A 22437-nucleotide genomic window follows, 5' to 3' on the forward strand; every position below is an offset into this window, starting at 1 on the left:
GCTTGAGTCTCGCAACCCAAATCTATCCGAGATCTCCGATGGCCACCCGCGAAACTGACCGGCCGCTACTGCGCTTGATCGATGAGCGCGCGTCCGGTCAGCTTCGCTAACCGTCGAGCTACACCATCACCGGGGACACGACCGCGGCGGACCGACCATTGTCGGCCGCTCAACGGGTTAATTGTGCTCTCTCACGGCAGACCGACCGTTACTGCAGGTAGCGCGGCGTCGATCGCTCGCCACGAAGGCCCTTTAGCCTCGCGCGGGCTCGCGCAATTTCATAAGCTGTGCTTGACTTGCTCTCGAAGCGGGATCTGCGGTTCGCACCGAACCCCGGGTGCCGTGTACACATCCGGATGAACAGGCAGGTCGACCGAGATCATAGTCAACACCTGCGAAAGAGGCCGGCCGAATGAAGAAGAAGCTGCCACCTCTCGACCCGATCGCGAACGCCCTGCCTGGCTTCGGTTTTTCGGGTCCGGCCGACCAAGCCCTGGCGGAACCGCAAAACGAAGACCCCGCGCGAACCTTGGCCGCCACGAGCGCCGAGCTCCGCAGCTTCCTCGCAGGGCGCGATCCGGTGGCGTTCCTCGCCCGAACCGGACTGCATCTGCTACTTCAACTAGCAAAGGATCCGAGCAGCGACAGCGGCGAGGGACTTCAGCAGCCGGGCGCGGAGCTTTTGCAGAGCATCGCGCTGACGCTTCCGCGCGGCCCCAGCGTGCCGACCTCGCCGCGTAACATGGTGCGCGCTTGGGATCTCGCCGAGCGCAACATCCACGCCTATGCAGAATCGACGCCGCGGCCGGGTCCCGACGGGAGCGCCGCTGAGCGGATCAGCCGGCAGGCACGCGTCCAGACACTATATTATCGCAACATCTTCAGCAGCGAGGATGCGCAGGCGGTTGTACCGGCGTTACTGTCTCACATGGATCAGGCGTCGCTCGATCGGCTTGGCTACCGGCTCTCCGACGTCGCACGCGCGCTATTCCGGTTCTTGGAGCTCATCCCAGACCGGATCGACGGGTTTCGAAGCGTGCCCACGGGCTTCCACGATGGCAAGGTCGACCCACATGCGCTTGGTAGCCTTTTAAATCGCTCAGACCTCTGCCGCCGGGCCTGGCGCTTCGTCGGCCAAAAGCGGACCGATCATCAATACCGCTCATGGGCGGCATTTCAGTTGAGCGAGCTCGCCTGGGGCGCGGTGTTGACCTTTACCCGAACCGACCTCGAAGGCCTGTTCGGCAAAGCGGTGACCGGCGCGCTGTTCTCGGCGTCGATCGGGTTCGGCGAATTGGTCGATGGCGCTGGAGGAGGCCTATATCTCGACAGCCCCATTCGTCGGAAGCCGTTCATACGCTTGTCGGACGATGCACTCTTCTTGCCGTTCACGCCGTTGCTGGTGAGTTTCCCGTTCGCGATCATCGAAGGGCTCTTTGAGGGCGACGAGGTGCTGAACGCCGCTTATTCAGCGGCGCGCACGCGCTATCTGGAGGATGCGGCGGCCGATCTGGTGGGGACAGCGCTGCCGTCCGCGAGCCTGTATCGATCGGTCCGTTGGACCGACCCTGACACAAGAAAAGGCTATGAGAATGATCTGGTCGTCAAGCTCGGCAACCACATTTTCCTGTTCGAGGCCAAATCGGGGAAGGTCAATCCGGCGTCGCGACGAGGCGGCGAAAGCTCGCTGCGCAAAAATTTCAAGCGGCTCTATGTCGAGCCGGGCGAGCAGGCCGCGCGCCTCGAGACGCTGCTTAGGCGCGGCAAGAGCGCGGAGGCCTTGCTGCGTGATGCGTCCGGCAAGCCGATCCCGATCGATCTGTCCAAGCCCGTCGTCATCAACAGCTTTGGGGTGTGCATCGAGCATTTCGCGGCGATCACCAGCACACGGCGCAATTTTGAGGAGATCGGTCTCATCGGTCCGAGCGATCCTTGGTCGCCGAGCTTTTCGATTGGCGATCTCAGGATGCTCACGGCCTTTCTCGACAGCGAACCAGCCTTCTTCCACTATTTGACGCGCCGCGCGGTGATCGAGCGACAGCTCGTTTTCATGGGCGATGAGCAGGATCTCTTATCCCTGTACATCACCAACGGCTTTCGCATCGACAGCGAGGCGCTCAAGGATAAGCAGGTCTTCTTCCACAAGGCCGACGCGCCGGTGCGCGGTCATAAGGAAGCACGCGTGGACCGACGCAGGTTCGATACGCCGGGACTGCACCTGCCGCCCTATTGGCGGCGGCTCGGGGCCGAGCTCTATGCAAGCGACAGCCGGCATCGGTTCGACATGATCGAGGCGATCTTCAATCAGAATCCGGGTACGCTGAAAGGCATGGAGGAGCGTGCGCGGCGCTGGAACAGCGGACTCGGGCGCGCGACCCAGGATCCGATGTTCGTCTATATCGAGATCGGCGACCGTATCTTCGCACTCGCGCTGACCCTGGAACGCGATCCCTATTTCAGCGCTGACCTCTGGCACGAGCACGCGCGTGACATCGCCAAATATGTCCGCGTCCAGACCCGCGCGACCGATTGTCTCGTGGTTCTCAGAGTCCGCAAGTCTCCGGCAGCGTACGATGCGGTCAGCTTCTTCCGGATGTTGCCCAGCGATCTTGCTCTGCAGCCAGCGCAGTAAGGCTCTCGCGCGAAAGGATATTGTAGTCTCTATCGCCGATGGATCTCCGCTACTCGGCAGATGCTTCTCGAAACCGGACCGAGCATGTCCCAGCCTTTACCGTAAATGAATGGGCAGTTCGGGCGCCGCTGCAATCGGAAAAGCGCCCGTCAAGGATGATTCCTTGTATGGCCATGGCAGACCAGCAATCGAGGTCTTTGAGAGAAATCGTTCGGCAGATGCGTACCAGCGGTCGAGATTTCTCGACCGATCATCCCGAGGTACAACCCTCCTCCCGATAGGTGGCCGGATTGGCAATCCAGCGATTGACGGCAGATTCGTGCCAGCCAGCGCCGTGGACGCTGATCGGTATCTGCTTGGGGAACGTCCCCTCCGCGATCTTGCGATAGAGGGTAGAACGGGAAAGCCCGGTGCGGGCCAGAACGGTCTTCATGCGGATGATACGATCAGGATTGTTCATGGGGCAGTTCTTTCAATTCATGTTGCTGGACGCGCCCCCAAAGGTCAGCATTGAGCGGCTCCGTTCGCCCGGCAAGAGGGCAGAACGGATCAATTGGGAGCGTTGGGGTTCAGGACGGCAAACGCTGGCAGGCTTTGGCGGTCCGTGGCGGAACAGGGTGGAAATCGGCGTAGGGCTGGCCGCGCGAAATGGACGGCGCAGATTTTTTCCCACCGCAACCCAAGGACACAGCGCTCAACGTTTTGCCGGAGCCGCATTTCATGCGACCGGGCGCTTGGCTCAGGTCGATTCGTTCATGGCAACTCCTCCAAATTACGAAGGTCTGCCCGCCAGTGATCAGCCTGCGTCAAACGATCCCGCCTCGCAAGGGGGGAGGCATTGAAGTGCCGCTTTGCGCATTTCTGTGCCCATTTGGGCATTTCAGTGCCGCCGGAATGCTCACCCTCCACCGCTTCCCGGTGGCAATCGTCATGCGATTGCATTACATTGGAGGCGAAGGAGTGTGCACATGGCCAATAATGCGCTGATCCAGACGCGAATCGACGCGGATGTGAAGGAGCAAGCCGCCGCCATCTTCGAAAAGATGGGGCTGACCGTGTCCGATGCCGTCCGTATCCTGCTCACCCGGACGGCCCGCGAGGGCATCGTCCCCATGGAGCTGCTCGTGGAGAAGCAGGCCTATGATGAGTGGTTCAGGGCACGGGTGCAGGAGGCGCTGGACGACGAACGGCCCGACATTCCCGATGAGGACATCTCGGCGACATTCGCAACGCTTCGAGAGAAGGCGCGCAAAGGCCTTCCCCCGCAATGAAACTGGCCTGGTCGCGACGCGCGGCCGCCGACCGCATGGCGATTTTCACCTGGATCGCGGAAGACGATCCGAGAGCGGCCGCGCTTGTCGATGACCGACTGGAGGATGCGGCACGCCGGCTCATCGACTTTCCGGAAAGTGGCCGCCCCGGCCGGGTCGAAGGCACGAGGGAACTCGTGGTGGCCCGGACCCCATATGTCGTACCCTATCAGATCGTCGGGGACACGGTGCGCTTGCTTCGCGTCATTCATGGCGCGCGCATGTGGCCACAGGAGATAAACGACGGGAATGGTTGAACGGATCGCTCCGAGCCTATTCTCGGGCATGACAGAATAGCGGGCGTCCCCGCGCATTCCGCGCGGTCATGCTCTATTCCGCTTCGCTCCACCGAGCCGGTGCTGCGCACCGTCTCGTCGCCCCTGGCGTGACGATCATTGACGCAGGGGAACGGCTTCGCCGTTACTGGCGGCCATCGCGCGTTGCGCGATGAAGTCGACCGGCTCCGGCAAGCGGTGTGGGCTGTCGCTCCCCTTTAGGCCCGTCGCGGCGCGCGGCAACCCGTCTTCGCCGGGTCTTCCTCTTCGTTCCAGCCCTGCGGGTGCGGCCCGCCTCTGCCGACGTGCCTGCCGGTGCGCTCTTGCCGCCCACCCCGCAGTCCGGGGCCGGTCTTTGGCAAGGAGGAAGAAACATGGAACTCAAGCATATCGATATCGCCCGTCTCTCGGTCTCGCCCGTCAACATGCGGGGTGTGAAGAAGACGCCTGATCTCACCAACATCCTGCCCTCCGTCCGCGCGCGGGGTGTGCTTGTGCCGCTGATCGTGCGGCAGAATGGATCACCGGAGACGTACGAGATCGTCGCGGGCAAGCGGCGCTACCATGCCGCGCTGGCCGTCGCGGGGGAGACTGATGGTATCGCGTCCCTGCCCTGCGCCGTCATGGAGGCAGGCGACGACGCGGCGGCGCTGGAGGCCTCGCTGATCGAGAATATCGCCCGGCTGGACCCCGATGAGATGACCCGGCACGAAACATTCACCCGGCTGGTCCGGGAGGGGCGAAGCGTGGAGGATATCTCCCTGACCTTTGGCCTTACCGTCCTGCAGGTGAAGCGCACCCTCGCGTTGGGCAATCTCCTGCCTCGCATCCGCAATCTCTACCGGGCCGACCGGATCGACGCCGTGACCGTCCGCCACCTGACCCTCGCCTCGAAGGCGCAGCAGCGCGAGTGGCTGGCCATGCTGGACGATGATGATCGTCATGCCCCGGTCGGCCAGAATTTACGGGCATGGCTTTTGGGCGGTGCCACCATCTCCACCAAGGCGGCCCTGTTCGATCTCGCCAGCTATGGCGGTGAGATCGTCTCGGACCTGTTCGGCGAAGATGCCTATTTCGCCTGCGCTTCCGATTTCTGGACCGCGCAAATGGCGGCGGTCGAGGAGCGCGCCGAAACCTATCGCGAAGCGGGATGGACCGAGGTCGTCATTCTGGAGCGGGGAGACTATTTCCACACATGGGAGCATGAGCGCTGCCCCAAGAAAAAGGGCGGAAAAGTCTATGCCGCCATCGGCCATCGTGGGGACGTCACCTTTCAGGAAGGCTACATCACCATCAAGGAAGCACGGAAGCGGGAGAAAGGCGAGACTGTCGCCAAGCCGGTTCGCCCGGAGGTCAGTGCGCCGATCCAGAACTATGTCGATCTTCATCGCCATGCCGCCGTGCGCGCCTCGCTATTGTCACAGCCTGCGATCGCCCTTCGCCTGATGGTCACCCACGCCATTGTCGGATCGTCGCTATGGCGGACCGATGTGGAGCGGCAGCGTACCCATAATGATGCGATTGCCGAGAGCGTGGAAACCAGCGCGTCGGAAGTGCTGTTCGACAGCAAGCGCCGCGCCGTGCTGGCCTCGCTGGGCTTCGACGCCGATACACCGACCGTCACCAACGGTTATGCGGGCGATCACGGCCTGCCCAGCCTGTTTCGCCAGTTGATGACGTTGACCGACGACGCCGTGCTGGACATTCTCGCCATCGTCATGGGCGAGACGCTGGAAGCGGGCAGCACCACGGTCGAATTGCTGGGCGCGCTGCTCAACGTCGATATGGCGAAGGTCTGGCAGGTCGACGATGCCCTGCTCGATCTCGTTCGCGACCGGGAGGTGATCGGCCATCTCGTGGCCGAGGTGGCGGGCAAGACCGTCGCGGCGGCCAATGCCGGGGAAAGCGTCAAGGTACAGCGCCAGATCGTCCGGGACTATCTTGCGGGAACGGGCGGGCGCGCAAGGCACGAAGGTTGGGTGCCGCATTGGATGGCTTTTCCGCCCAGAGCTTATACCGACCGGGGGGGCGTCGGCAGCGTCGAACGGTGGAACTTGATCGCCCCGCTGCTGGAAATCGGAAAGCCTTCGGATGAAAGTGCTGAGGATCAGTCCATGGCTCAGGCCGCCTAACCCTGCTCAACCCGGAGACGACATCGGCTCCGGGTTATTTTCGCCTAGCTACAATCGGGATCGGGACGGATAAGCGCACCTGGATCGAAAGGCCGCCCGGCATGGCCGGGCGCTTTTGCTACTACCAGTATTGGCAAAACACGGAAATCCCGCCGCGTTGAGCGAATACTCGAAAGCCGTCGTTTGGGGTTTTCCGTCAAGCGGGGAATGACCCGCTGCCCTTCCCGGCTGCACTTTGTTCACCCTCCAGCCGCTCCACTTCCCGTTCAAGCACAGTGCGGATGAACGCGGCCCTGCGTTGCCGGCCAACCAGCTTGTCAATTCGCTCGCCGAGGCCTTCCGGCAAACGGATGTTGGTCGATTTCACGTTGAGCGGTGGCCTTCCCATAATTGTGTCGTAACCGCGCACGACACCCATTCAACCGGAAGCAGATTAAGCGGTGCCGGTTATTGCATATTTCCCCCATTTCGAGTTATAAGCGGTGCCGCTTAATATCTCTGGATCGCCATTCGGCGTTTCAGGATGGCGAAATGAGGAAGGCAGGCCGATGACCTCACCCAATTTTCCTTCTGATGATTCGGTAGGCGGTACATCGCGCCGCGCGCTGCTCCGGGCACTGATCGCCACACCTGTTGCGGTTCCGTTGATCGCCTCGCCATGGGGTGAGGCTCTGGCCGATCTTCACGACCATTATGGCGATTCACCGGCAGTCCTTGTTCGGACCAAGGCGGGGCGAAGCCTGAGCCGCTTCCGCTATCACAATGCGGAGTCCTTTTATCAGGGACTGGAGCACGGCCTCTATGACAATGACGGCGGTGAGATGCTTTACCGATCCGGCATTGTCGCCCAGCTCGCGTTGTCCTCTCACCTGCTCGACGTTGGCTTTGCCGATGAGTGGAACGCCCGTCATATCCGGCTGGATGTCGCCAAATCGCTCGCCCATGCTAACGCGACCGGTTTCGGGCATGACTGTCCCGAGATGGCCCGGCTCGCTGCCGTTCTTTCCCCCTACTGGAAATGGGGCCATGCCCATCGGATCGATATGCCGCCCCCCGACAATGGCGGGTTCACGGTGGACGAGGTTCGCCCGCTGCTGCGCGCCCTGCTCGACCGCGTCCATGACGTCACCGGCCATCGCCGCCCGAACGGCTGGCGCCGCGAACAGCGGGAAGCCCGGTCATGACGCCGTCCACCGACAGGGAACGTCTGGCATGGCCGATGCGGCAGGAGTTGTGCCGCGTCACGGCGATGCTGTTCGAAACCTTCGCGGAAAGCCTTAAGGGCAGGTTGTCCGAGCAATATCGATCAGGCCGTATCCTTACCCTGATCCTGCACGGCTCCCATGCGCGGTCCAATGCGTGGAATGTCGCGCCGGAGGATGCCTTCCATCTTCTGGCGATCGTCAATCATCCGAGGCTTGCGCGCAGGAAACAAGACTGGTGGCTGGTGCGCGACCGTCTGCGCCGCGCATGGGAGTTTGGCGAGATCGCCCGTCCTGTGCGGCTGACCGTCCATAGCCTCGAACAGGTCAACAACGCCTTGGCCGAGGGCATTCCCCATTTCGTGGCCATCGCGGGCGAAGGCATCCCGCTCTATGAGATCGAAGGTTTTCACCTCCCGTCGCCACGTCTTCTGCCGCTGTCGGAACGGCGTGCGCGGGGACAGTCCGAGTTCGCCCGCTGGCATGATCGGGCAAGCGATTTCCTGCTGGGCGCGGTCTTCTACCGGAGCGAGGGCAATGCGCCCATGGCGGCTTTGTTGCTGCATCAGGCGTGCGAGCATCTTTACCAGTGCATCGTCTGGACGATCACCCTGCATGGTCCGCGCACCCATGCGCTGGATCAACTGCGCGAAAGGGCCGAGGGGCTGGACGCGCGCCTGTCCATCGCATGGCCGCGCGCAACCCCGTTCGAGCGCCGCGCCTTCGGCTGCATTCGCCGTGCCTATATCGAAGTCCGCTATGGCCGTTCCTATCGCATCGGTTCCGACGAACTGGCATGGGCGATGGAACGCGTGGCGCTGCTACACAGCCTGACCGAACGGTTCTGCCGCGAGCGGCTGAACGACATGGTCTCGGTTCATCGAGAGGCATGTCATGGCCGATGCGCCTGACCCCGAGGTCGAGCGGCTCGCCGCCTACAGGAAAGCCGTCGACCGCCTGCCGGTCCTGACGCGCGTCATATTCCTGCTCGTTCGTCTGGATGCCCTGTCCTATGATGAAATCGCCCGCCGATTGTCCATCGACCCGCAGACAGTGGAATCCTGCCTCGTCGAGGCGCTCGGCATGATCCGCATCATGCTTGATGGGGCAGAACCCCGACGCCGGAACGATCCGCGCATCGCCCTTGCCGAGGCTGACCTGCATCGGCGCCATCGCGCCTATTGCAAGGAACGGTTAGCGGCATTGGGCATCGCTGGTCCGATCCCATGGTCCGAGGATGGCGACGATGACCAGACACTCATGCAGATGATCGTCGCGGCCATGCCTCCACGCGTTTACGACACCTTCTTCCTCAATCGCGTCAAGCAACTGAGTTACGCGCAGATTTCCGAACGCATGGGAACGTTCCAATGGATCGTGCGGCATCGCATGCTCCGTGCCATTCGCCATATCATGCGAGGTCCGGATCGGTTCGAACAGTGGTTGCGCGATGTGGCTTCCGCACCTGCGACGATCAATTAGCCGATGGCTTCTCTGCCTCGAACGCGCGTTTGCCTTTGCGTTGCCACAGCGCCAGCGCATTGCTCCGCTCTGGCCCCCGCAGCCTGTCGGCGACGGTGAGGAAGGCGCCGTAGAGGATGGCGCGATCATCGTCGGTCAGATCGACCAATCCGGCCTTGATGACGAGGCCGCCCAGCTCGATTAGGTGCCGCGTGCGTTCGCGGCGCTTGATGGCCCATTCGCGCATGTCGGTTCGCGCCTTTCGTGCCTCAAGCCGATGCCGAGCCGCCTTCAAGCGGGAAAGTGCCGGTAGGCCCGCGTTCAGTTCCGCTCGCAGGCTGGCGCTTCTCGCCGCGAAAGAAGGCCGCGCCCGTCTTGCGCCAACCCTCCTTCGTCGCCGAGTCCTTCGCTGCGACGGCCTGCAGCAACGCCCCGGCGAGCAGATCGGCATCGAGGGCATCGGCTCCGCACGCCGCCACCAGTTCGCCCAACTGGCGCACGCGGCGTTCCTTGAGCGCCTTTGCCTTGTCGGCAAGGGCTTTGAGTTCCGAATCGAAGTCGCGCGGTTTACGCATCGCAAAGTCTCCATTGAGTGACGATGCGCCGATGATAAGATAAACTTCTCCGCTGCACAGTAGAGTCGCCGGGACAGCCTGATACCGCCTAGTCCCTTCCGAGAAAATTTCGAGAAGGGCGCGCTTATACGTCGTTCCGACGTGCGCTTTGTCGTGTAAATGGTATCGCCATCATGGCGATCTTCCATTTCTCAGCTCAGGTCATAGGGCGTGCTTCGGGACGTAGCGCGGTCTCCGCCGCCGCCTATCGCGCGGGCGAACGCCTGCACGACGAGCGCCTCGATCGGACACATGATTTCCGCGCCCGCTCCGGCGTCGAGCATAGCGGAATCATGCTGCCCGATGGCGCGCCCGAACGCTTTTCGGATCGCGCAACCCTCTGGAACGAGGTCGAGGCCGTCGAGAAGCGCAAGGACGCCCAGCTTGCCCGCGAGGTCGAGTTCGCCATTCCGCGCGAAATGACCAGGGACCAGGGCATCGATCTGGCGCGCGATTTCGTCCAGGCAGAGTTCGTGGATCGCGGGATGATCGCAGATCTCAATGTGCATCGGGACATCGACGCGGACGGCCAGCCCAAGCCCCATGCCCATGTCATGCTCACCATGCGCGAAGTCGGTCCCGATGGTTTCGGGCAGAAGGTCCGCGAATGGAACCGCACGGAACTTGTCGAGCAATGGCGCGAGCGGTGGGCCGATCATGTCAATGCGCGCCTCGCCGAACTCGACATAGACGCCCGCATCGATCATCGCAGCCTGGCCGATCAGGGCATCGATCTTGAGCCGCAAAGCAAGATCGGCGGCCCCGCGCATCGTATGGACGCGCATGGCCTCGAAGCCAACCGCGCCGAAATGCACCGCGAGATCGCACGCGCGAACGGCGAACGCATCATCGCCGATCCCGGCATCGCGCTCGACGCCATCACCCACAGCCAAGCCACGTTCACACGCCGCGACATGGCGGTGTTCCTCCACCGGCATTCGGACGGGAAAGCGCAGTTCGACGCCGCCATGCGCGCGGTGCGCGGCTCGCCCGACCTCATTGCCCTGGGCAAGGACGGGCGCGGCGACGATCGGTTCACCTCGCGCGACATGATCGAGACCGAACAGCGGATGAGCCGTGCCGCCGACCGGCTTGCGATGGACCGGAGCGATGGTCTCCCGGCGGCAGCGAACTACGCCATTCGTGCCGCCGGGAGTGAGGGCCTTGCTCTGGGAGCAGAGCAGGAATCCGCGCTGCGCCATATAACGGGCGGGCGTGGATTGTCACTGGTGTTGGGTTATGCCGGAACCGGCAAGAGCGCCATGCTGGGCGCGGCCCGCGACGTGTGGGAAAGCGCGGGGTTGAATGTGCGTGGCGCGGCGCTCGCGGGCATCGCCGCCGAGGGGCTGGAGAATGGGTCCGGCATCGCCTCGCGCACCATCGCCAGCATGGAGCATGGCTGGGTGCAGGGCCGCGATCTTCTGACCGCCCGTGACGTGCTGGTGATCGATGAGGCGGGCATGGTCGGCACGCGCCAGATGGAGCGCGTGCTGTCCCATGCCGCCAAGGCTGGCGCGAAGATCGTGCTGGTCGGCGATCCCCAACAATTGCAGTCGATCGAGGCGGGTGCGGCGTTCCGCGCGCTCCATGAACGGCATGGCGGGGTCGAGATCACCCAGGTTCGCCGCCAGCGCCTCGACTGGCAGCGCGACGCCACCCGCCATCTCGCCACCGGCAGGACCGGCGAGGCGATTGCCGCCTATGCCGACAAGGACATGGTGCATCAGGCCGAGACGCGCGAGGCAGCGCGCAGCGATCTTGTCGAACGCTGGGACCGCGAGCGGCAGACTAATCCGCAAGCCAGCCGCATCATTCTCACCCACACCAATGACGAGGTGCGCGAACTCAATCAGGCCGCGCGGGAGGCGATGCGCGGCGCAGGTGAATTGGGCGACGATGTGACGATCAAGGCCGAGCGCGGCGAGCGGCAGTTCGCGTCTGGCGACCGCATCATGTTCCTGCGCAACGAGCGCAGCCTTGAGGTCAAGAACGGCACGCTCGGCACCATCGGACATGTGAGCGAGGGGCATATGGTCGTGCGCACCGATGACGGGCGCAGCGTCACCTTCGACACCAAGGATTATCGCGACTTCGACCATGGCTATGCCGCCACGATCCACAAGGCGCAGGGCATGACCGTGGACCGGACGCATGTGCTGGCGACGCCGGGGATGGACCGGCACGGCGCCTATGTCGGCATGTCCCGTCATCGCGACGGCATGGCGCTCCATTATGGCCGCGACGATTTTCGCGATCAGTCCCGGCTTGTCCGCACGCTCAGCCGTGAGCGGACGAAGGACATGGCCACGGACTATGCGAAGGCCGATCCGGCCCGCGACTTCGCCGAGCGGCGCGGCATCAGCTTCGGCGAACGGGTCGCGGAAATCGTCAGGCCCGCGGTCGAGAAGGCGCGCGGGATATTCGACAATTTCCGGCCCCAGATTCCGGCGCAGCAGGAGCGCGACATATTCGCGGGGTTCCAGCCCAATACGGAGAAGAAGCCCGAGCAGGAAGGGGATCGCGAGAAGCTGCCGCAGCGGGACATGCAGCCCATCCGCGCGGGCGGCATGCGCGGCGCGGTGGAACGCTACGCCAGGGCGTTCGACGCCATACAGCAGACCCGCGCGCAGGGCCTCGACGCCATGCCGCACCAGCGCGAGGCGCTGGCCCAGGCGCGCGACGCCCTGAACGCGATCCGGCCCGAGGGCGCATCGGACCTCGGCAACGCGTTCAAGGGCAGCCCTGAACTTGTTCGTGAGGCCGCCGAGGGGCGCGGCCAGGCCGCTATGCGCGCCATGCAGTTGGAGGCCGAAATCCGCATGGACCCGTTCCAACGCGCCGACCGGTTTGTGGAAGGCTGGCAGCAGTTGCAGCGCACCCATGCCGAGCTTGTGCGCGACGGCAATTTCCGGGGCGCGAAGAGTGCCGCGCAGCAGATGGCGGGAATGGCGAAGAGTCTCGAACGCGACGCCCAGCTTGAATCGGTGCTGGGCCTGCGTAGCCGCGAACTGGGGTTGGAGATCGGCCAGCAGATGGGCCGCAGCCTGTCCCGCGACCTCGCATCCTCCATTCCCTTCGATCACGGACGCGACATCAGCCGTGGCATGAGCCGCTAACCCAAGGAGACAACGGCATGGACGACGAAGAACAATCGCTACTCAGTGGCCCCGACGCCGTTCCAGACGACACGGCGGCCGAGGCGTTTGCGCGACTGTCGGAGCGCGTGGCCGGGATGGAGGAGCGGCTGGACGGACGCATGGCGATGATGACGCGCGCGCTGGAGCATATCGCCATCGAGAAGCAGAGCATCGAGATACCCGACTATAGCCCCACGCTCGCCAGGATGGGCGGCCATCTCGCCATGCTGGCGGGACAGACGAAGACCATCATGGACGCACCCGCCTTGCAGTTGACGCCCGAGAGCATGGCAAAGCGCATCGGCGCGGCGGCGGAGGCGGCGCGCGAGACCGACAGGGCCGCCATCAAGAAATCGCAGGAGTTGCACCACCATACCCACGCGGACCAGATGCGCGCGATCGGCACGATTCGCACGAAGCAGCAGCAATGCTTGCACATGCTCTACACCGGCATAGGCGCGGCAGTGGTCGTCATGCTTTTCTGGCTGATCTATCCCGGTTGGGCGGCCAGCATCGGCCCGCAAAGCTGGCTCTGGCCCGAGCGGGTTGCACGTCGAACCCTGGGCGAGGCGTCGCTATGGGATGCCGGTATCCGCCTCATGCGCGCCGGGAACCCGGAAAGCTGGAAAGCGATCGTGGATGCCGCCGAGATGCGGCAGGAGAACCGCGAGACCGTCGCCGCTTGCGAAAGGGCTGCCGCCACGGCCAAGGAGCCGGTGCGATGCCTTATCAGGATAGGGAAGCCCTAATCATGCAAGAACGGCGCGCGGCCATCGTCGTTCGCCCGCCCGGGAAGCGCTTCATGTCGCGGATGCGCCGATCTGGTTCGAGATCGGGATCCGCCCAAACGACAGGTGACCATTGGCGCCGTGAGGCGAATGCGCGCAACCGACAAGCAGTTTGAGCTTCTGCTTTGGGTCGACGCGGGCGCTTTCCTTTTCGGCATAATACTCTGGTCAGTTCTGCCGGGCGCAGTTGCCCGGTCCCTACCAGAAGGCTGGCATGTACCCGAATGGATAGCGACGCGCGCGACGGGTGTAGAGCAAAAGGAGGCTGGGAAAAGAATGATCCGGGCCGCAATCTACGATGAAGCCCTGCAAACCGGGATCCGGTTACCCTCTTGAACCGAGCCTTACTGTGGGGGTGCCACCGGTGCGTTCGTCGGGCGGACGGGTGCTGACGTCACTGTGACCGCACCCGTACTCTTGTGATCGCTTTCCGTCTTACTGCCTGTTTCCGGCAGGCTCAGGACAAGCAGGTTGCGAGGCGCAGCGGGCGCGACACTATCCGCTGTAGGCCCGCTTTGATCAGCTTGGCTTTTCTCCTGAGCGAACGAAGGTGAACCCACGCAGAGTCCGCCCAGGATTATACCTATTCCAAATCTGATGGGGAGTTTGGGCACAGCTCGCCTTTCTGTAGCTGCCGGGTGAAAGTCTGAAATTTGCCGTAATCATTCCGAATGTCAAGTCATCCTATAAATTAAGGTAAATAAGAATTTACTACAGAAATATTTCTATTGCGTAACAAGAGAATCAAAAACAATATGGGCTGACTAATTGTAGGGGGTGTCACGTGCCTAACGATTATCTCTGCACTGATCTGGAGCAAGTGGCTGGCTCGAAGAGTGTTCGCCGCCTCGTTCGAACGTCTAAGAATCTGTTGAGCAAAACTCCGCTCGCGCTTGTGCTGGCACTCTCCTTCGGCAATGCCGTCGTGGCCCAGACAACCGGGGCCACCCTCCAATGGGCCGGGCAGTCCGGCGGGGTCGTGGCTGGGTTCGCTACCGCCCAACAAGCCTGTGAGTCGAACCAGAACACCTACATCCCGGCTTTCGGGCACTCAGTTACTAACCTGATTTCTGCGACACCGTACTCTGACGCGATTATCAACAACGTCGCTCATCCTACGTATCTGTGCCAATACAATTCCGATCAAAATACGGTCGACGGAATAGTATCGGTACAGAGTTGCAGCGATGGCGCTCTCTATGCCATGGGAGCCTGCCTCCCGCCGAGCTATGTGGCCCGGGCCGAGCCTGCCTGCGATGGCTGCAGTGGCATTCCTGGCCAATTCCCCTCTGTGGGTGATCCAGTTTCACTTTCGAGCGGTGCCAAAGTTGAAGAAGTCACCGACTACGCTAGTGGCGGGGCCTATCCAATAGAGATAAAGCGCTATTATCGCAGTCTACTGATGCCTCGCGATGCGCAAAGCGTCGGGTTCGGTCTGGCTTGGCGAACCGACCTGATCGGCCGCAAAATACAAACCAGTTATCCTGATTATAATATCCTCGTTTCTCGCGAGGACGGTACCCAGACGCGTTTCCTGAACCTCAACAGTGCTGCTGATGGTGTCGATTGGCCAGCCTGTTCTACCCAATCATTCACTCAAAACGGGAATGATTATGTTCAGTGCTCTAGCGGAGCCGCCGACGAAGGCAGTGATCGCTTCCGGCGTGTCAGTGCAGGAATCTATGAGTATCAGGATGAACATGACCGAATCGACACTTTTTCGTCGGGCGGTCTCATCAAAACCCGCTGGAAGGGTGGATACGAGCGCAATTATGTCTATGCTGCTGGCGATTACAGTTACGCCCGTCCGATCCAGATAAATGACAGCTTGGGTCGGGTCGTAAACATCACCTGGAATGGCAATCTGATCTCGGCGATTGACCTTCCTGACGGGACGAGGCTGGAGTATACCTACGAGGCCCGCGCTGTGGACGGGAATGTTCCGAGCGCTTCGGTCCTGACCCAAGTTGTGAGGCGCAAGAGCGATGGGACGCTGATTGACAGCCGCGGCTATCAGTATGCGGCTTCGCAGTCAGGCACGCAGGTGCCGCTGCTGGCGAGTGTGACCGACGCCGCTGGAGTAGCGATAGACACCACGACTTATGATTCGATTGGGCGGGTGCTCACTGCTCAAGGCCCTCTAGGCGCCAACGCGGTCAGCATTTCTTACGACGATCAGGCCACAAAGAGAACGGTCACGAACGCTAACGGTCAGGTCGAAGTCTACACCTTCGCAAAGGCGGGTCCGGTTTATCCGGGAGATCCGAACCTTCATCTTCTCGTTATGACCGCTATTGCGCGCCAGCAAAGCGCGACCGTGCCCGCCGCATCGATGTCACTGACCGGCAACTTCGGCAGCTTCACGAAGACCGACTGGAACGGGATCGTCACCCCGCTGGCTTACGACACCCAGCAGAACGAGACAAGCCGCACCGAGGACGTCAATGGGCTTGCGCGCACCACGACCACGACCTGGTCGAACAACTTTCGGGTACCCACAAAGATCGTCGCGCCGAACCTGACGGTCGATATGACCTATGACACATCCGGCCGAATCACCCAGCGCAAGGAAACCGATACCAGCGTCAGAAATGGTCCTGTTCGGATTTGGAATTACACCTATAATACGCTAGGTCTGCTCGCGACCGTCACTGGTCCGCGCACAGATGTCACCCAGACCACAACTTATACCTATGATGCGCAGGGCAACCTCGCCACGGCAAAGGACGCACTCAACCGCGTCACCACGATCAACACGGTAAATGCGGCCGGGCTTCCGACCGCGATTACCGATCAGAACGGTGTCGTGACCAACATGACCTACGACCCCTTGGGGCGTGTCACCGGGGTAACGGTACAGGGCCCCACCCCTGCCATCACGACATTCGGCTACGACATCAACGGCCTGCTGACTTCGGTGACTTCACCCACCGGGGTGGTCCTGACCTACGGTTACGACGCTGCTCACCGCCTGACCAGCATCACCGACGGGGCCGGCAACAAGACGGTGTTCGCACTTGATGCCATGGGCAATCGCACGCAGATGCAAATCCAGGACGTCAGCTCCCAGGTGCTGATGGCCAACAGTGCGACGTTCGACAGTTTGGGACGCCTGCTGACCAGCATTGGGGCTGCCAACCAGACCACGAGCTACCAGTACGACAACAACGGCAATCTTACGCGAGTGACAGATCCTCGCAATGCGGTCACCCAGAACGCGTTCGACGCGCTCAATCGGATCAAGCAGACAACCGACGCGCTCAATGCCGTCACCCAGACTGCCTATGACGGACGAGATAACGTCACATCGATCACCGACGCCAAGCCGCATGCCACAACTTATACGGTGAACGGGTTTGGCTTCGTGACCCAGGTTGTGAGCCCCGACAACGGCACCACGACCTACACTTACGACCTTGCCGGTAACGTTCTGTCGCGCAAGGATGCCCGTAAGATCGTCACGAACTATACATGGGACGCGCTCGACCGGCCGCTGACGAGGACCTATCCCTCGAGCACGACCGAGAACGTGACCTATGGCTACGATGCGACCACCGGCGGCAATAAAGGCGTGGGCCGGCTGACTTCGCTGACCGATGCGGCGGGGACGGCGACCTTCGCCTATGACGCCTATGGCAACCGGGTGGCGGAGACGCGCACAATCGCGGGCGTCGCCTATAGCACCAGCTACGCCTATGATCTTGCCGGCAAGCTGACCAAGATCACCTATCCTTCGGGTCGGATCGTCAACTATCAGCGCGACACGCTGGGACAGGTTTCGGGGGTAACCACCCAGGCCAACGCTGCCGCAGGAGCGGTGACGCTTGCCAGCAATGTCACCTACATGCCGTTCGGCCCCCTCAAGGCGGCGCTGCTCGGAAACGGAGTGCAACTGACCGACAGCTACGACCTCGACTATCGCCTGAGCGGACGACAGGCTGTGGGTTCTGCGACGATGCAGAACCTGACACTGGGTTATGATCCGGCCAGCAATATCTCCTCGATCACGGATGGCGTCTCGGGCAGCCTCAGCCAGACCTTCCAGTATGACCTGACGGGCCGGATTACGCAGGGCACCGGGGTGTGGGGCACGGACAATTACACCTACGATGCCGTGGGCAACCGGTTGACCCGTTCGCTGATCAATGGCGGAACCACCTTGACCACCTATACCTATGCGACGGCCAACACCCAACTGACGAAGGCGGTGACCGGTTCCTCGACGCTGAACTACGCCTACGATGCCAATGGCGCTCTGCTCACCCGCAAGCTGGGCAACACCACACAGGCGAGCTACACCTACAATGCCGATGCGCGCCTCTCGGCTTCAGGCACAACAGCCCTCAAATACAATGCCTTCGGTGAGCGTTCGGTCGAGACGATCACCGGCGGCGGTACCCACTTTCTGTTCTCGCCGGATGGCCTGCTGCTCGCTGAGCACGCGACCGCTGGCACCCTGGTACGCAACTACGTCTACCTTGAAGGCCAGCCGCTGGCAGTGATCGATGCGGCCGGCACGATCAGCTATTTGCTGAACGATCAGGTCGGGCAGCCTCAGAAGATGCTCAATCCTGGCGGGACGGTTTCCTGGCAGCGTATTGCAGGAATATTCGGTGATACCGTATCCCAGCCGGTTGGTACGACGGCTGCTAATCCGCTGCGATTCCCTGGACAGCAATACGATCCTAATATCGCACTGCACTATAATTACTTCCGTGATTATGATCCTGCCACAGGGCGGTATCTTGAGACCGATCCAATAGGTCTCTATGGCGGGGTCAATCCGTATATTTACGTTAACGGAAACCCGATAACTCAGGTCGATCCCGACGGAAAGGTCGCATTGAACATCGTTACCGGTGCTATTGGAGCTATAGTCGGCGGCGGTAGCAATATTGCGGCACAACTTTACAAAAATGGTGGCCATTTTTCCGATATCGATGTCAGCGACGTGATAGTGGCTACGGCAATTGGAGGAGTAACGGGCTTCGTTGCGCCTCTGGCTGCTCCTGGCACACTTGGCGCGATCGGGCTTGGCGGAATTTCCAATGTTGCCCAATCGGCGCTGGCAAATTGGTTCAACGGAAAGTGCACCACGTCAGACGACATTCTAATCTCAGCCGGCACAGGTATTCTGGGTGGCGCGGTAGGAGGTGGCGTTGGTTACGCACCAAACGGGCGTACTCAGTTCATTCACGATGTCGCAGATCCTGCTATCAGCCGCGGCGTGAATGAATGGGACCGAATCGGAAATGCTCTTACCAGATCTGGTGTCATTCGGAACTTTCTAGGTGGCATTTTAGGAAACGGTCAATGAATTATATCGCGCCTATTGCGGCATGCATCTTTATCGGGATAATGTTAGAATTATGGGCGCAATTTTCTAATATAATTTCTTATTCTCTTCTTGGAAGGTTTAATAGAATATCTTCTATGCATAGATTTGCAATTGGTTCGTTGATATCAGCTATTCTAATTATCTTTGGATTAGGGATCGGATTATTTTTAGTTTCTCATTTCTTAATTTCAAATTTTGTTGATAAGCGCATTGCTGGCGTTGCATTTATCTTTGGATTTGGGATGGCACACTTAATTTGGCGGTGGCGCACTAAATCTAAGATTAGATCACGATGATCCATGCCCAGGCAGGGATAATATTGGTAATTAGGCGTATGATCGGATTTTTAAAATTGCATCAGATGGATCATAAAGCCAGATACGGTTTATGATTTTGTCTTGTGTATTTGGTATTTCGGTTCATCTTATGCAGGAACTGAGATGAAATTTGCATTGGTCGAGACGCCTGAACACGACATCCAGATTTCAGATGAGGGGAGATAAAAATCGTAGCGATTGCGCTATATCTATGACAAAAATCAAAGCTTGGGCTTGTGGGGGATAAATGGGGTGAGCGATAGCGGGTTCAAATTTTGCGGCTTTTTCTTGGCCCTCAGTGCCATCGCCAATCCAGCTTATGCGACGGTCGTGGTGGACCCAGAGGGCTCAGGGGCCTTGGTCAATGCGGTACGCTGGCTGGAAGGGACGCTGCTTGGCACGGTTGCGACCGTCATTGCTGTCATCGCCGTGGCGTCAGTGGGCTTCATGATGCTCACGGGCCGCATGAATTGGCGGCATGGCGCGATCGTCATACTCGGGTGCTTCATTCTCTTCGGCGCAGCTAGTATCGTTGCTGGAATTCAGGCCGCAGCGGTGGTCGGCTAACCCGTGGCGGATGGCCTGACGCGTGACACGGTGTTCGTGGCGTTGACCAGGCCACAGATGCTGGCGGGGGTCACCTTCAATTTCTTCATCCTCAACGGCATCCTGGCCACAGAGCTGTTCCTGATCTTCAAATCCCCCTGGACGATCGCAGTCGCACTGATTGTCCATTTTGTCGGTGTTCTGCTGTGCCTCCGCGAGCCCCGCTTCTTTGACCTGTGGATCACCCGGGTGAGCCGATGCCCGCGTGTCCGGAATCATGCTGTGTGGAAATGCAACTCTTACCGCCCCTGACACGCGATCCGAAGGTCATCGCGCGCGAGAAACCGGGCGCCTCGCACCTGCCCTATCTGCGGCACGTGGACGATGTGACGATCGAGACTGTCGACGGTTTCCTGATGCAGACCATATGCCTCGATGGCCTGCTGTTCGAGACGGCGGACACCAACGAGGTCAATTACCGCGCCCAGCTTCGCGACGCGATGCTCCAGGCTGTCGGGACACCGCAATTTGCAATCTATCACCACGTCATACGCCGCAAGGCGGAGATGACGCTCGACGCGCATTATCCAGACTCATTTTCCCGTGATCTCGACGAACGATGGCGCAAACGGCTGGCATCCCGCCAGATGTATGTGAACGACCTGTTTCTGACGATCGTGCGGCGTCCTATGCAGGGGCGATCCGGCTTGCTGGACCGGTTCCGGAACTTTGCTGCGCGAAACATGACGGGCGCAGCAGCGGAGTTCGCGGCCGCGAAGCGATCGCTCCAGGCCGCAAGCGAAGCGATCATGGCTTCACTGGCAAATTATGGGCCAAGGATGCTTTCGGTGCAGCAATCCGCCACTGGCCCGCGTTCGGAGCCACTCGAATTCCTCGGGTATATCTACAACGCCGAAATGCGCCCCATGGGGCTGCCGCATGGCCCTCTCGCCGATTATTTGCCGTTTCGTCGCATAAGTTTCGGCCAGGATGCGTTGGAACTTGCCGGTGCGGGAATATACCCGCGCAAATTCGGAGCCGTGGTCTCGATCAAGGATTATCCCGGTCAGACCTTTCCGGGCATGTTCGACGAACTCTGTCGTCTGCCTTTTGAGATGACCGTGAGCCAATCCTTCGCTTTCGTCGAGCGAGGTCAGGCTCTGGGGCGCATGAATCTTGCGCTCCGTCGTATGCGCGCGGTGGAGGACGAAGCCCTCTCATTGCGGGATGAACTGTCGCGAGCAAAGGATGACGTCGCCGCGCGACGGGCCGGTTTTGGAGAGCATCACGCTTCGATCGTCCTGTGGGCGGAAAATCTTGAGGCGTTGAACGGCCATGTTGCCGAGGTGACGGCGATCCTGGCCGATCTCGGGATTGTCGCGGTGCGCGAGGACATAGCCATCGAACCGACATTCTGGGCACAATTTCCGGGCAATTTCCGCTACATCGCGAGACGTGCGATGATTTCCACCCGAAATTTCGCGGGCCTTGCGAGCTTGCATAATTTTCCGGTCGGGCGCCATAGGGGGAACCATTGGGGCGAGGCCGTAACGCTTTTTGAAACAACCGCTGCTGGCCCCTATTTCTTCAATTTTCACAACAACGATCTGGGCAATTTCACGATCATAGGGCCTTCCGGCTCCGGCAAAACAGTGGTCCTGAATTTCCTGCTTGCGCAGGCACGCAAATTTGCCCCGCGCATTGTCTTTTTCGACAAGGACCGGGGGGCGGAACTGTTCATCCGCGCCATTGGCGGTCAATATGACCGCTTGCGGCCCGGCGCTCCATCAGGGCTCAATCCCCTCCAGATCGATGATACGCCGGCCAATCGGCAATTCCTCCTCGACTGGCTTTCGATGCTGGCCGGCGGCCTTGACGGCGTGGAAACCGAAGTCGTGAAGGACGCGATCGAAGCGAACTTCGCGCAAGTCCGGTCACACCGGCGCTTGCGCGATATCGTCGCACTGTTTCGGGGGCATTCGAGACCTGCGGCCGGAGATCTGTATGCACGGATGCGCCCATGGTGGGGCGATGGCGCGCGCGCCTGGCTGTTCGACAATGAAGAGGATCTGACCGACCTGTCGGCAGCATCGGTCGGTTTTGACATGACCGCAATCCTCGACGATCCGGTCGCAAGGACGCCGACCCTCGCCTATTTCTTCCATCGGGTGGAGGAACGTCTCGACGGCAGCCCCGCTATCATCGTGGTCGATGAAGGCTGGAAGGCATTGGATGACGACGTGTTCGTGCGCCGGATCAAGGACTGGGAAAAGACCATCCGCAAGCGCAACGGTATCGTCGGCTTCGCTACGCAGAGCGCTCAGGACGCCCTTGAAAGCCGGATCGCCAGCGCGATCATCGAGCAGGCGGCCACGCAGATCTTCATGATCAACCCCAAGGCGCGGGCCGAGGATTATATCGACGGGTTCGGCCTCACCTCCCACGAATTCGAACTTGTCCGGACCTTGCCGGATAATTCCCACTGCTTTTTGATCAAGCATGGCAATGAAAGCGTGATCGCCCGCCTCAATCTGTCGAACGAGAAGGATCTTCTCACCATTCTCTCGGGCCGCGAGGCAACGGTGCGCATATTGGACAGCTTGCTTGAAACGTCAGGGGCGGCCCCTGACGGCTGGATGGCGCAATTGCTGGAGCGCGCATAGCGTGCCTTGTGCTGCCGTCATC

Annotated in this window: 17 protein-coding genes; 14 read left to right on the forward strand and 3 right to left on the reverse strand. The window is 60.9% G+C overall.

Going from position 1 to position 22437, the window contains the following annotated elements:
- Positions 1-412 precede the first annotated feature (412 nt).
- Complete coding sequence (locus VVT58_RS14550) at positions 413-2632, forward strand: hypothetical protein (RefSeq protein WP_327752447.1); 2220 nt, start codon at positions 413-415, stop codon at positions 2630-2632.
- A gap of 250 nt (positions 2633-2882) precedes the next feature.
- Here the strand turns inward: VVT58_RS14550 and VVT58_RS14555 are convergent, their stop codons facing one another.
- The gene (locus VVT58_RS14555) at positions 2883-3092 is read right to left on the reverse strand and encodes an AlpA family transcriptional regulator (RefSeq protein ID WP_327752446.1); all 210 of its coding nucleotides are present in this window, start codon (positions 3090-3092) and stop codon (positions 2883-2885) included.
- 508 nt (positions 3093-3600) lie between these two features.
- Between VVT58_RS14555 and VVT58_RS14560 the strand changes: the two genes are divergently transcribed.
- From VVT58_RS14560 to VVT58_RS14585, 6 genes are all read left to right on the forward strand, one after another.
- Positions 3601-3903, forward strand: a complete 303-nt coding sequence (locus VVT58_RS14560; protein WP_327752444.1) for a type II toxin-antitoxin system RelB/DinJ family antitoxin — start codon at positions 3601-3603, stop codon at positions 3901-3903.
- Positions 3900-4199 carry a type II toxin-antitoxin system RelE/ParE family toxin gene (locus VVT58_RS14565; RefSeq protein ID WP_327752443.1) on the forward strand — a complete coding sequence of 100 codons (300 nt, stop codon included), beginning with the start codon at positions 3900-3902 and terminating at the stop codon, positions 4197-4199. The genes VVT58_RS14560 and VVT58_RS14565 overlap by 4 nt, the downstream gene beginning before the upstream one ends.
- 392 nt (positions 4200-4591) lie before the next feature.
- Positions 4592-6349, forward strand: a complete 1758-nt coding sequence (locus tag VVT58_RS14570) for a ParB/RepB/Spo0J family partition protein (protein WP_327752442.1) — start codon at positions 4592-4594, stop codon at positions 6347-6349.
- Between the two features lie 548 nt (positions 6350-6897).
- Entirely contained in the window at positions 6898-7533 is a 636-nt protein-coding gene (locus tag VVT58_RS14575) for a hypothetical protein (RefSeq protein WP_327752441.1), read from the forward strand.
- A complete protein-coding gene (locus VVT58_RS14580; protein ID WP_327752440.1) occupies positions 7530-8462 on the forward strand; it encodes a DNA-binding protein in 933 nt (310 codons plus the stop codon). Before VVT58_RS14575 ends, VVT58_RS14580 begins: the two co-directional genes overlap by 4 nt.
- On the forward strand, positions 8446-9033 hold the full coding sequence (locus VVT58_RS14585) for a sigma factor-like helix-turn-helix DNA-binding protein (RefSeq protein ID WP_351999995.1): 588 nt from the start codon (positions 8446-8448) through the stop codon (positions 9031-9033). The genes VVT58_RS14580 and VVT58_RS14585 overlap by 17 nt, the downstream gene beginning before the upstream one ends.
- Here VVT58_RS14585 and VVT58_RS14590 read toward each other — a convergent pair.
- Positions 9026-9259 (reverse strand): conjugal transfer protein TraD, encoded by a 234-nt coding sequence (locus tag VVT58_RS14590; protein WP_327752202.1) that lies wholly within the window; start codon positions 9257-9259, stop codon positions 9026-9028. The two genes, VVT58_RS14585 and VVT58_RS14590, sit on opposite strands and share 8 nt — an antisense overlap.
- Positions 9260-9281: 22 nt before the next feature.
- Positions 9282-9587, reverse strand: a complete 306-nt coding sequence (traD, locus tag VVT58_RS14595; protein WP_327752203.1) for a conjugal transfer protein TraD — start codon at positions 9585-9587, stop codon at positions 9282-9284.
- Positions 9588-9760: 173 nt separating this feature from the next.
- On the opposite strand from traD, the gene traA reads away from it, so the two are divergent.
- From traA to VVT58_RS14630, 7 genes are all read left to right on the forward strand, one after another.
- Complete coding sequence (gene traA / locus VVT58_RS14600) at positions 9761-12742, forward strand: Ti-type conjugative transfer relaxase TraA (RefSeq protein ID WP_327752204.1); 2982 nt, start codon at positions 9761-9763, stop codon at positions 12740-12742.
- 17 nt (positions 12743-12759) lie between these two features.
- Positions 12760-13512, forward strand: a complete 753-nt coding sequence (locus tag VVT58_RS14605) for a DUF6118 family protein (RefSeq protein WP_327752205.1) — start codon at positions 12760-12762, stop codon at positions 13510-13512.
- Positions 13513-14335: 823 nt separating this feature from the next.
- Positions 14336-18868 carry an RHS repeat-associated core domain-containing protein gene (locus VVT58_RS14610; RefSeq protein ID WP_327752206.1) on the forward strand — a complete coding sequence of 1511 codons (4533 nt, stop codon included), beginning with the start codon at positions 14336-14338 and terminating at the stop codon, positions 18866-18868.
- Positions 18865-19185, forward strand: a complete 321-nt coding sequence (locus tag VVT58_RS14615) for a hypothetical protein (RefSeq protein ID WP_327752207.1) — start codon at positions 18865-18867, stop codon at positions 19183-19185. Before VVT58_RS14610 ends, VVT58_RS14615 begins: the two co-directional genes overlap by 4 nt.
- Positions 19186-19404: 219 nt before the next feature.
- The gene (locus VVT58_RS14620; protein ID WP_405053708.1) at positions 19405-19773 is read left to right on the forward strand and encodes a TrbC/VirB2 family protein; all 369 of its coding nucleotides are present in this window, start codon (positions 19405-19407) and stop codon (positions 19771-19773) included.
- Positions 19774-19830: 57 nt separating this feature from the next.
- A complete protein-coding gene (locus VVT58_RS14625; RefSeq protein ID WP_327752219.1) occupies positions 19831-20064 on the forward strand; it encodes a VirB3 family type IV secretion system protein in 234 nt (77 codons plus the stop codon).
- Complete coding sequence (locus VVT58_RS14630; RefSeq protein ID WP_327752208.1) at positions 20043-22415, forward strand: VirB4 family type IV secretion/conjugal transfer ATPase; 2373 nt, start codon at positions 20043-20045, stop codon at positions 22413-22415. Before VVT58_RS14625 ends, VVT58_RS14630 begins: the two co-directional genes overlap by 22 nt.
- Positions 22416-22437 lie beyond the last annotated feature (22 nt).

It is taken from the genome of Sphingobium sp. SJ10-10 (assembly GCF_036038995.2).
Classification (GTDB): domain Bacteria; phylum Pseudomonadota; class Alphaproteobacteria; order Sphingomonadales; family Sphingomonadaceae; genus Sphingobium.

What these genes read in the sequence shown, in the direction of transcription:
- VVT58_RS14605 (WP_327752205.1), top strand. Translation starts at nt 12,760, where the DNA reads ATGGACGACGAAGAACAATCGCTACTCAGTGGCCCCGACGCCGTTCCA.
- VVT58_RS14575 (WP_327752441.1), top strand. Translation starts at nt 6,898, where the DNA reads ATGACCTCACCCAATTTTCCTTCTGATGATTCGGTAGGCGGTACATCG.
- VVT58_RS14585 (WP_351999995.1), top strand. Translation starts at nt 8,446, where the DNA reads ATGGCCGATGCGCCTGACCCCGAGGTCGAGCGGCTCGCCGCCTACAGG.
- VVT58_RS14590 (WP_327752202.1), bottom strand. Translation starts at nt 9,259, where the DNA reads ATGCGCGAATGGGCCATCAAGCGCCGCGAACGCACGCGGCACCTAATC.
- VVT58_RS14550 (WP_327752447.1), top strand. Translation starts at nt 413, where the DNA reads ATGAAGAAGAAGCTGCCACCTCTCGACCCGATCGCGAACGCCCTGCCT.
- traA (WP_327752204.1), top strand. Translation starts at nt 9,761, where the DNA reads ATGGCGATCTTCCATTTCTCAGCTCAGGTCATAGGGCGTGCTTCGGGA.
- VVT58_RS14625 (WP_327752219.1), top strand. Translation starts at nt 19,831, where the DNA reads ATGCTGGCGGGGGTCACCTTCAATTTCTTCATCCTCAACGGCATCCTG.
- VVT58_RS14570 (WP_327752442.1), top strand. Translation starts at nt 4,592, where the DNA reads ATGGAACTCAAGCATATCGATATCGCCCGTCTCTCGGTCTCGCCCGTC.
- VVT58_RS14560 (WP_327752444.1), top strand. Translation starts at nt 3,601, where the DNA reads ATGGCCAATAATGCGCTGATCCAGACGCGAATCGACGCGGATGTGAAG.
- VVT58_RS14580 (WP_327752440.1), top strand. Translation starts at nt 7,530, where the DNA reads ATGACGCCGTCCACCGACAGGGAACGTCTGGCATGGCCGATGCGGCAG.
- VVT58_RS14565 (WP_327752443.1), top strand. Translation starts at nt 3,900, where the DNA reads ATGAAACTGGCCTGGTCGCGACGCGCGGCCGCCGACCGCATGGCGATT.
- VVT58_RS14615 (WP_327752207.1), top strand. Translation starts at nt 18,865, where the DNA reads ATGAATTATATCGCGCCTATTGCGGCATGCATCTTTATCGGGATAATG.
- VVT58_RS14555 (WP_327752446.1), bottom strand. Translation starts at nt 3,092, where the DNA reads ATGAACAATCCTGATCGTATCATCCGCATGAAGACCGTTCTGGCCCGC.
- VVT58_RS14630 (WP_327752208.1), top strand. Translation starts at nt 20,043, where the DNA reads ATGCAACTCTTACCGCCCCTGACACGCGATCCGAAGGTCATCGCGCGC.
- traD (WP_327752203.1), bottom strand. Translation starts at nt 9,587, where the DNA reads ATGCGTAAACCGCGCGACTTCGATTCGGAACTCAAAGCCCTTGCCGAC.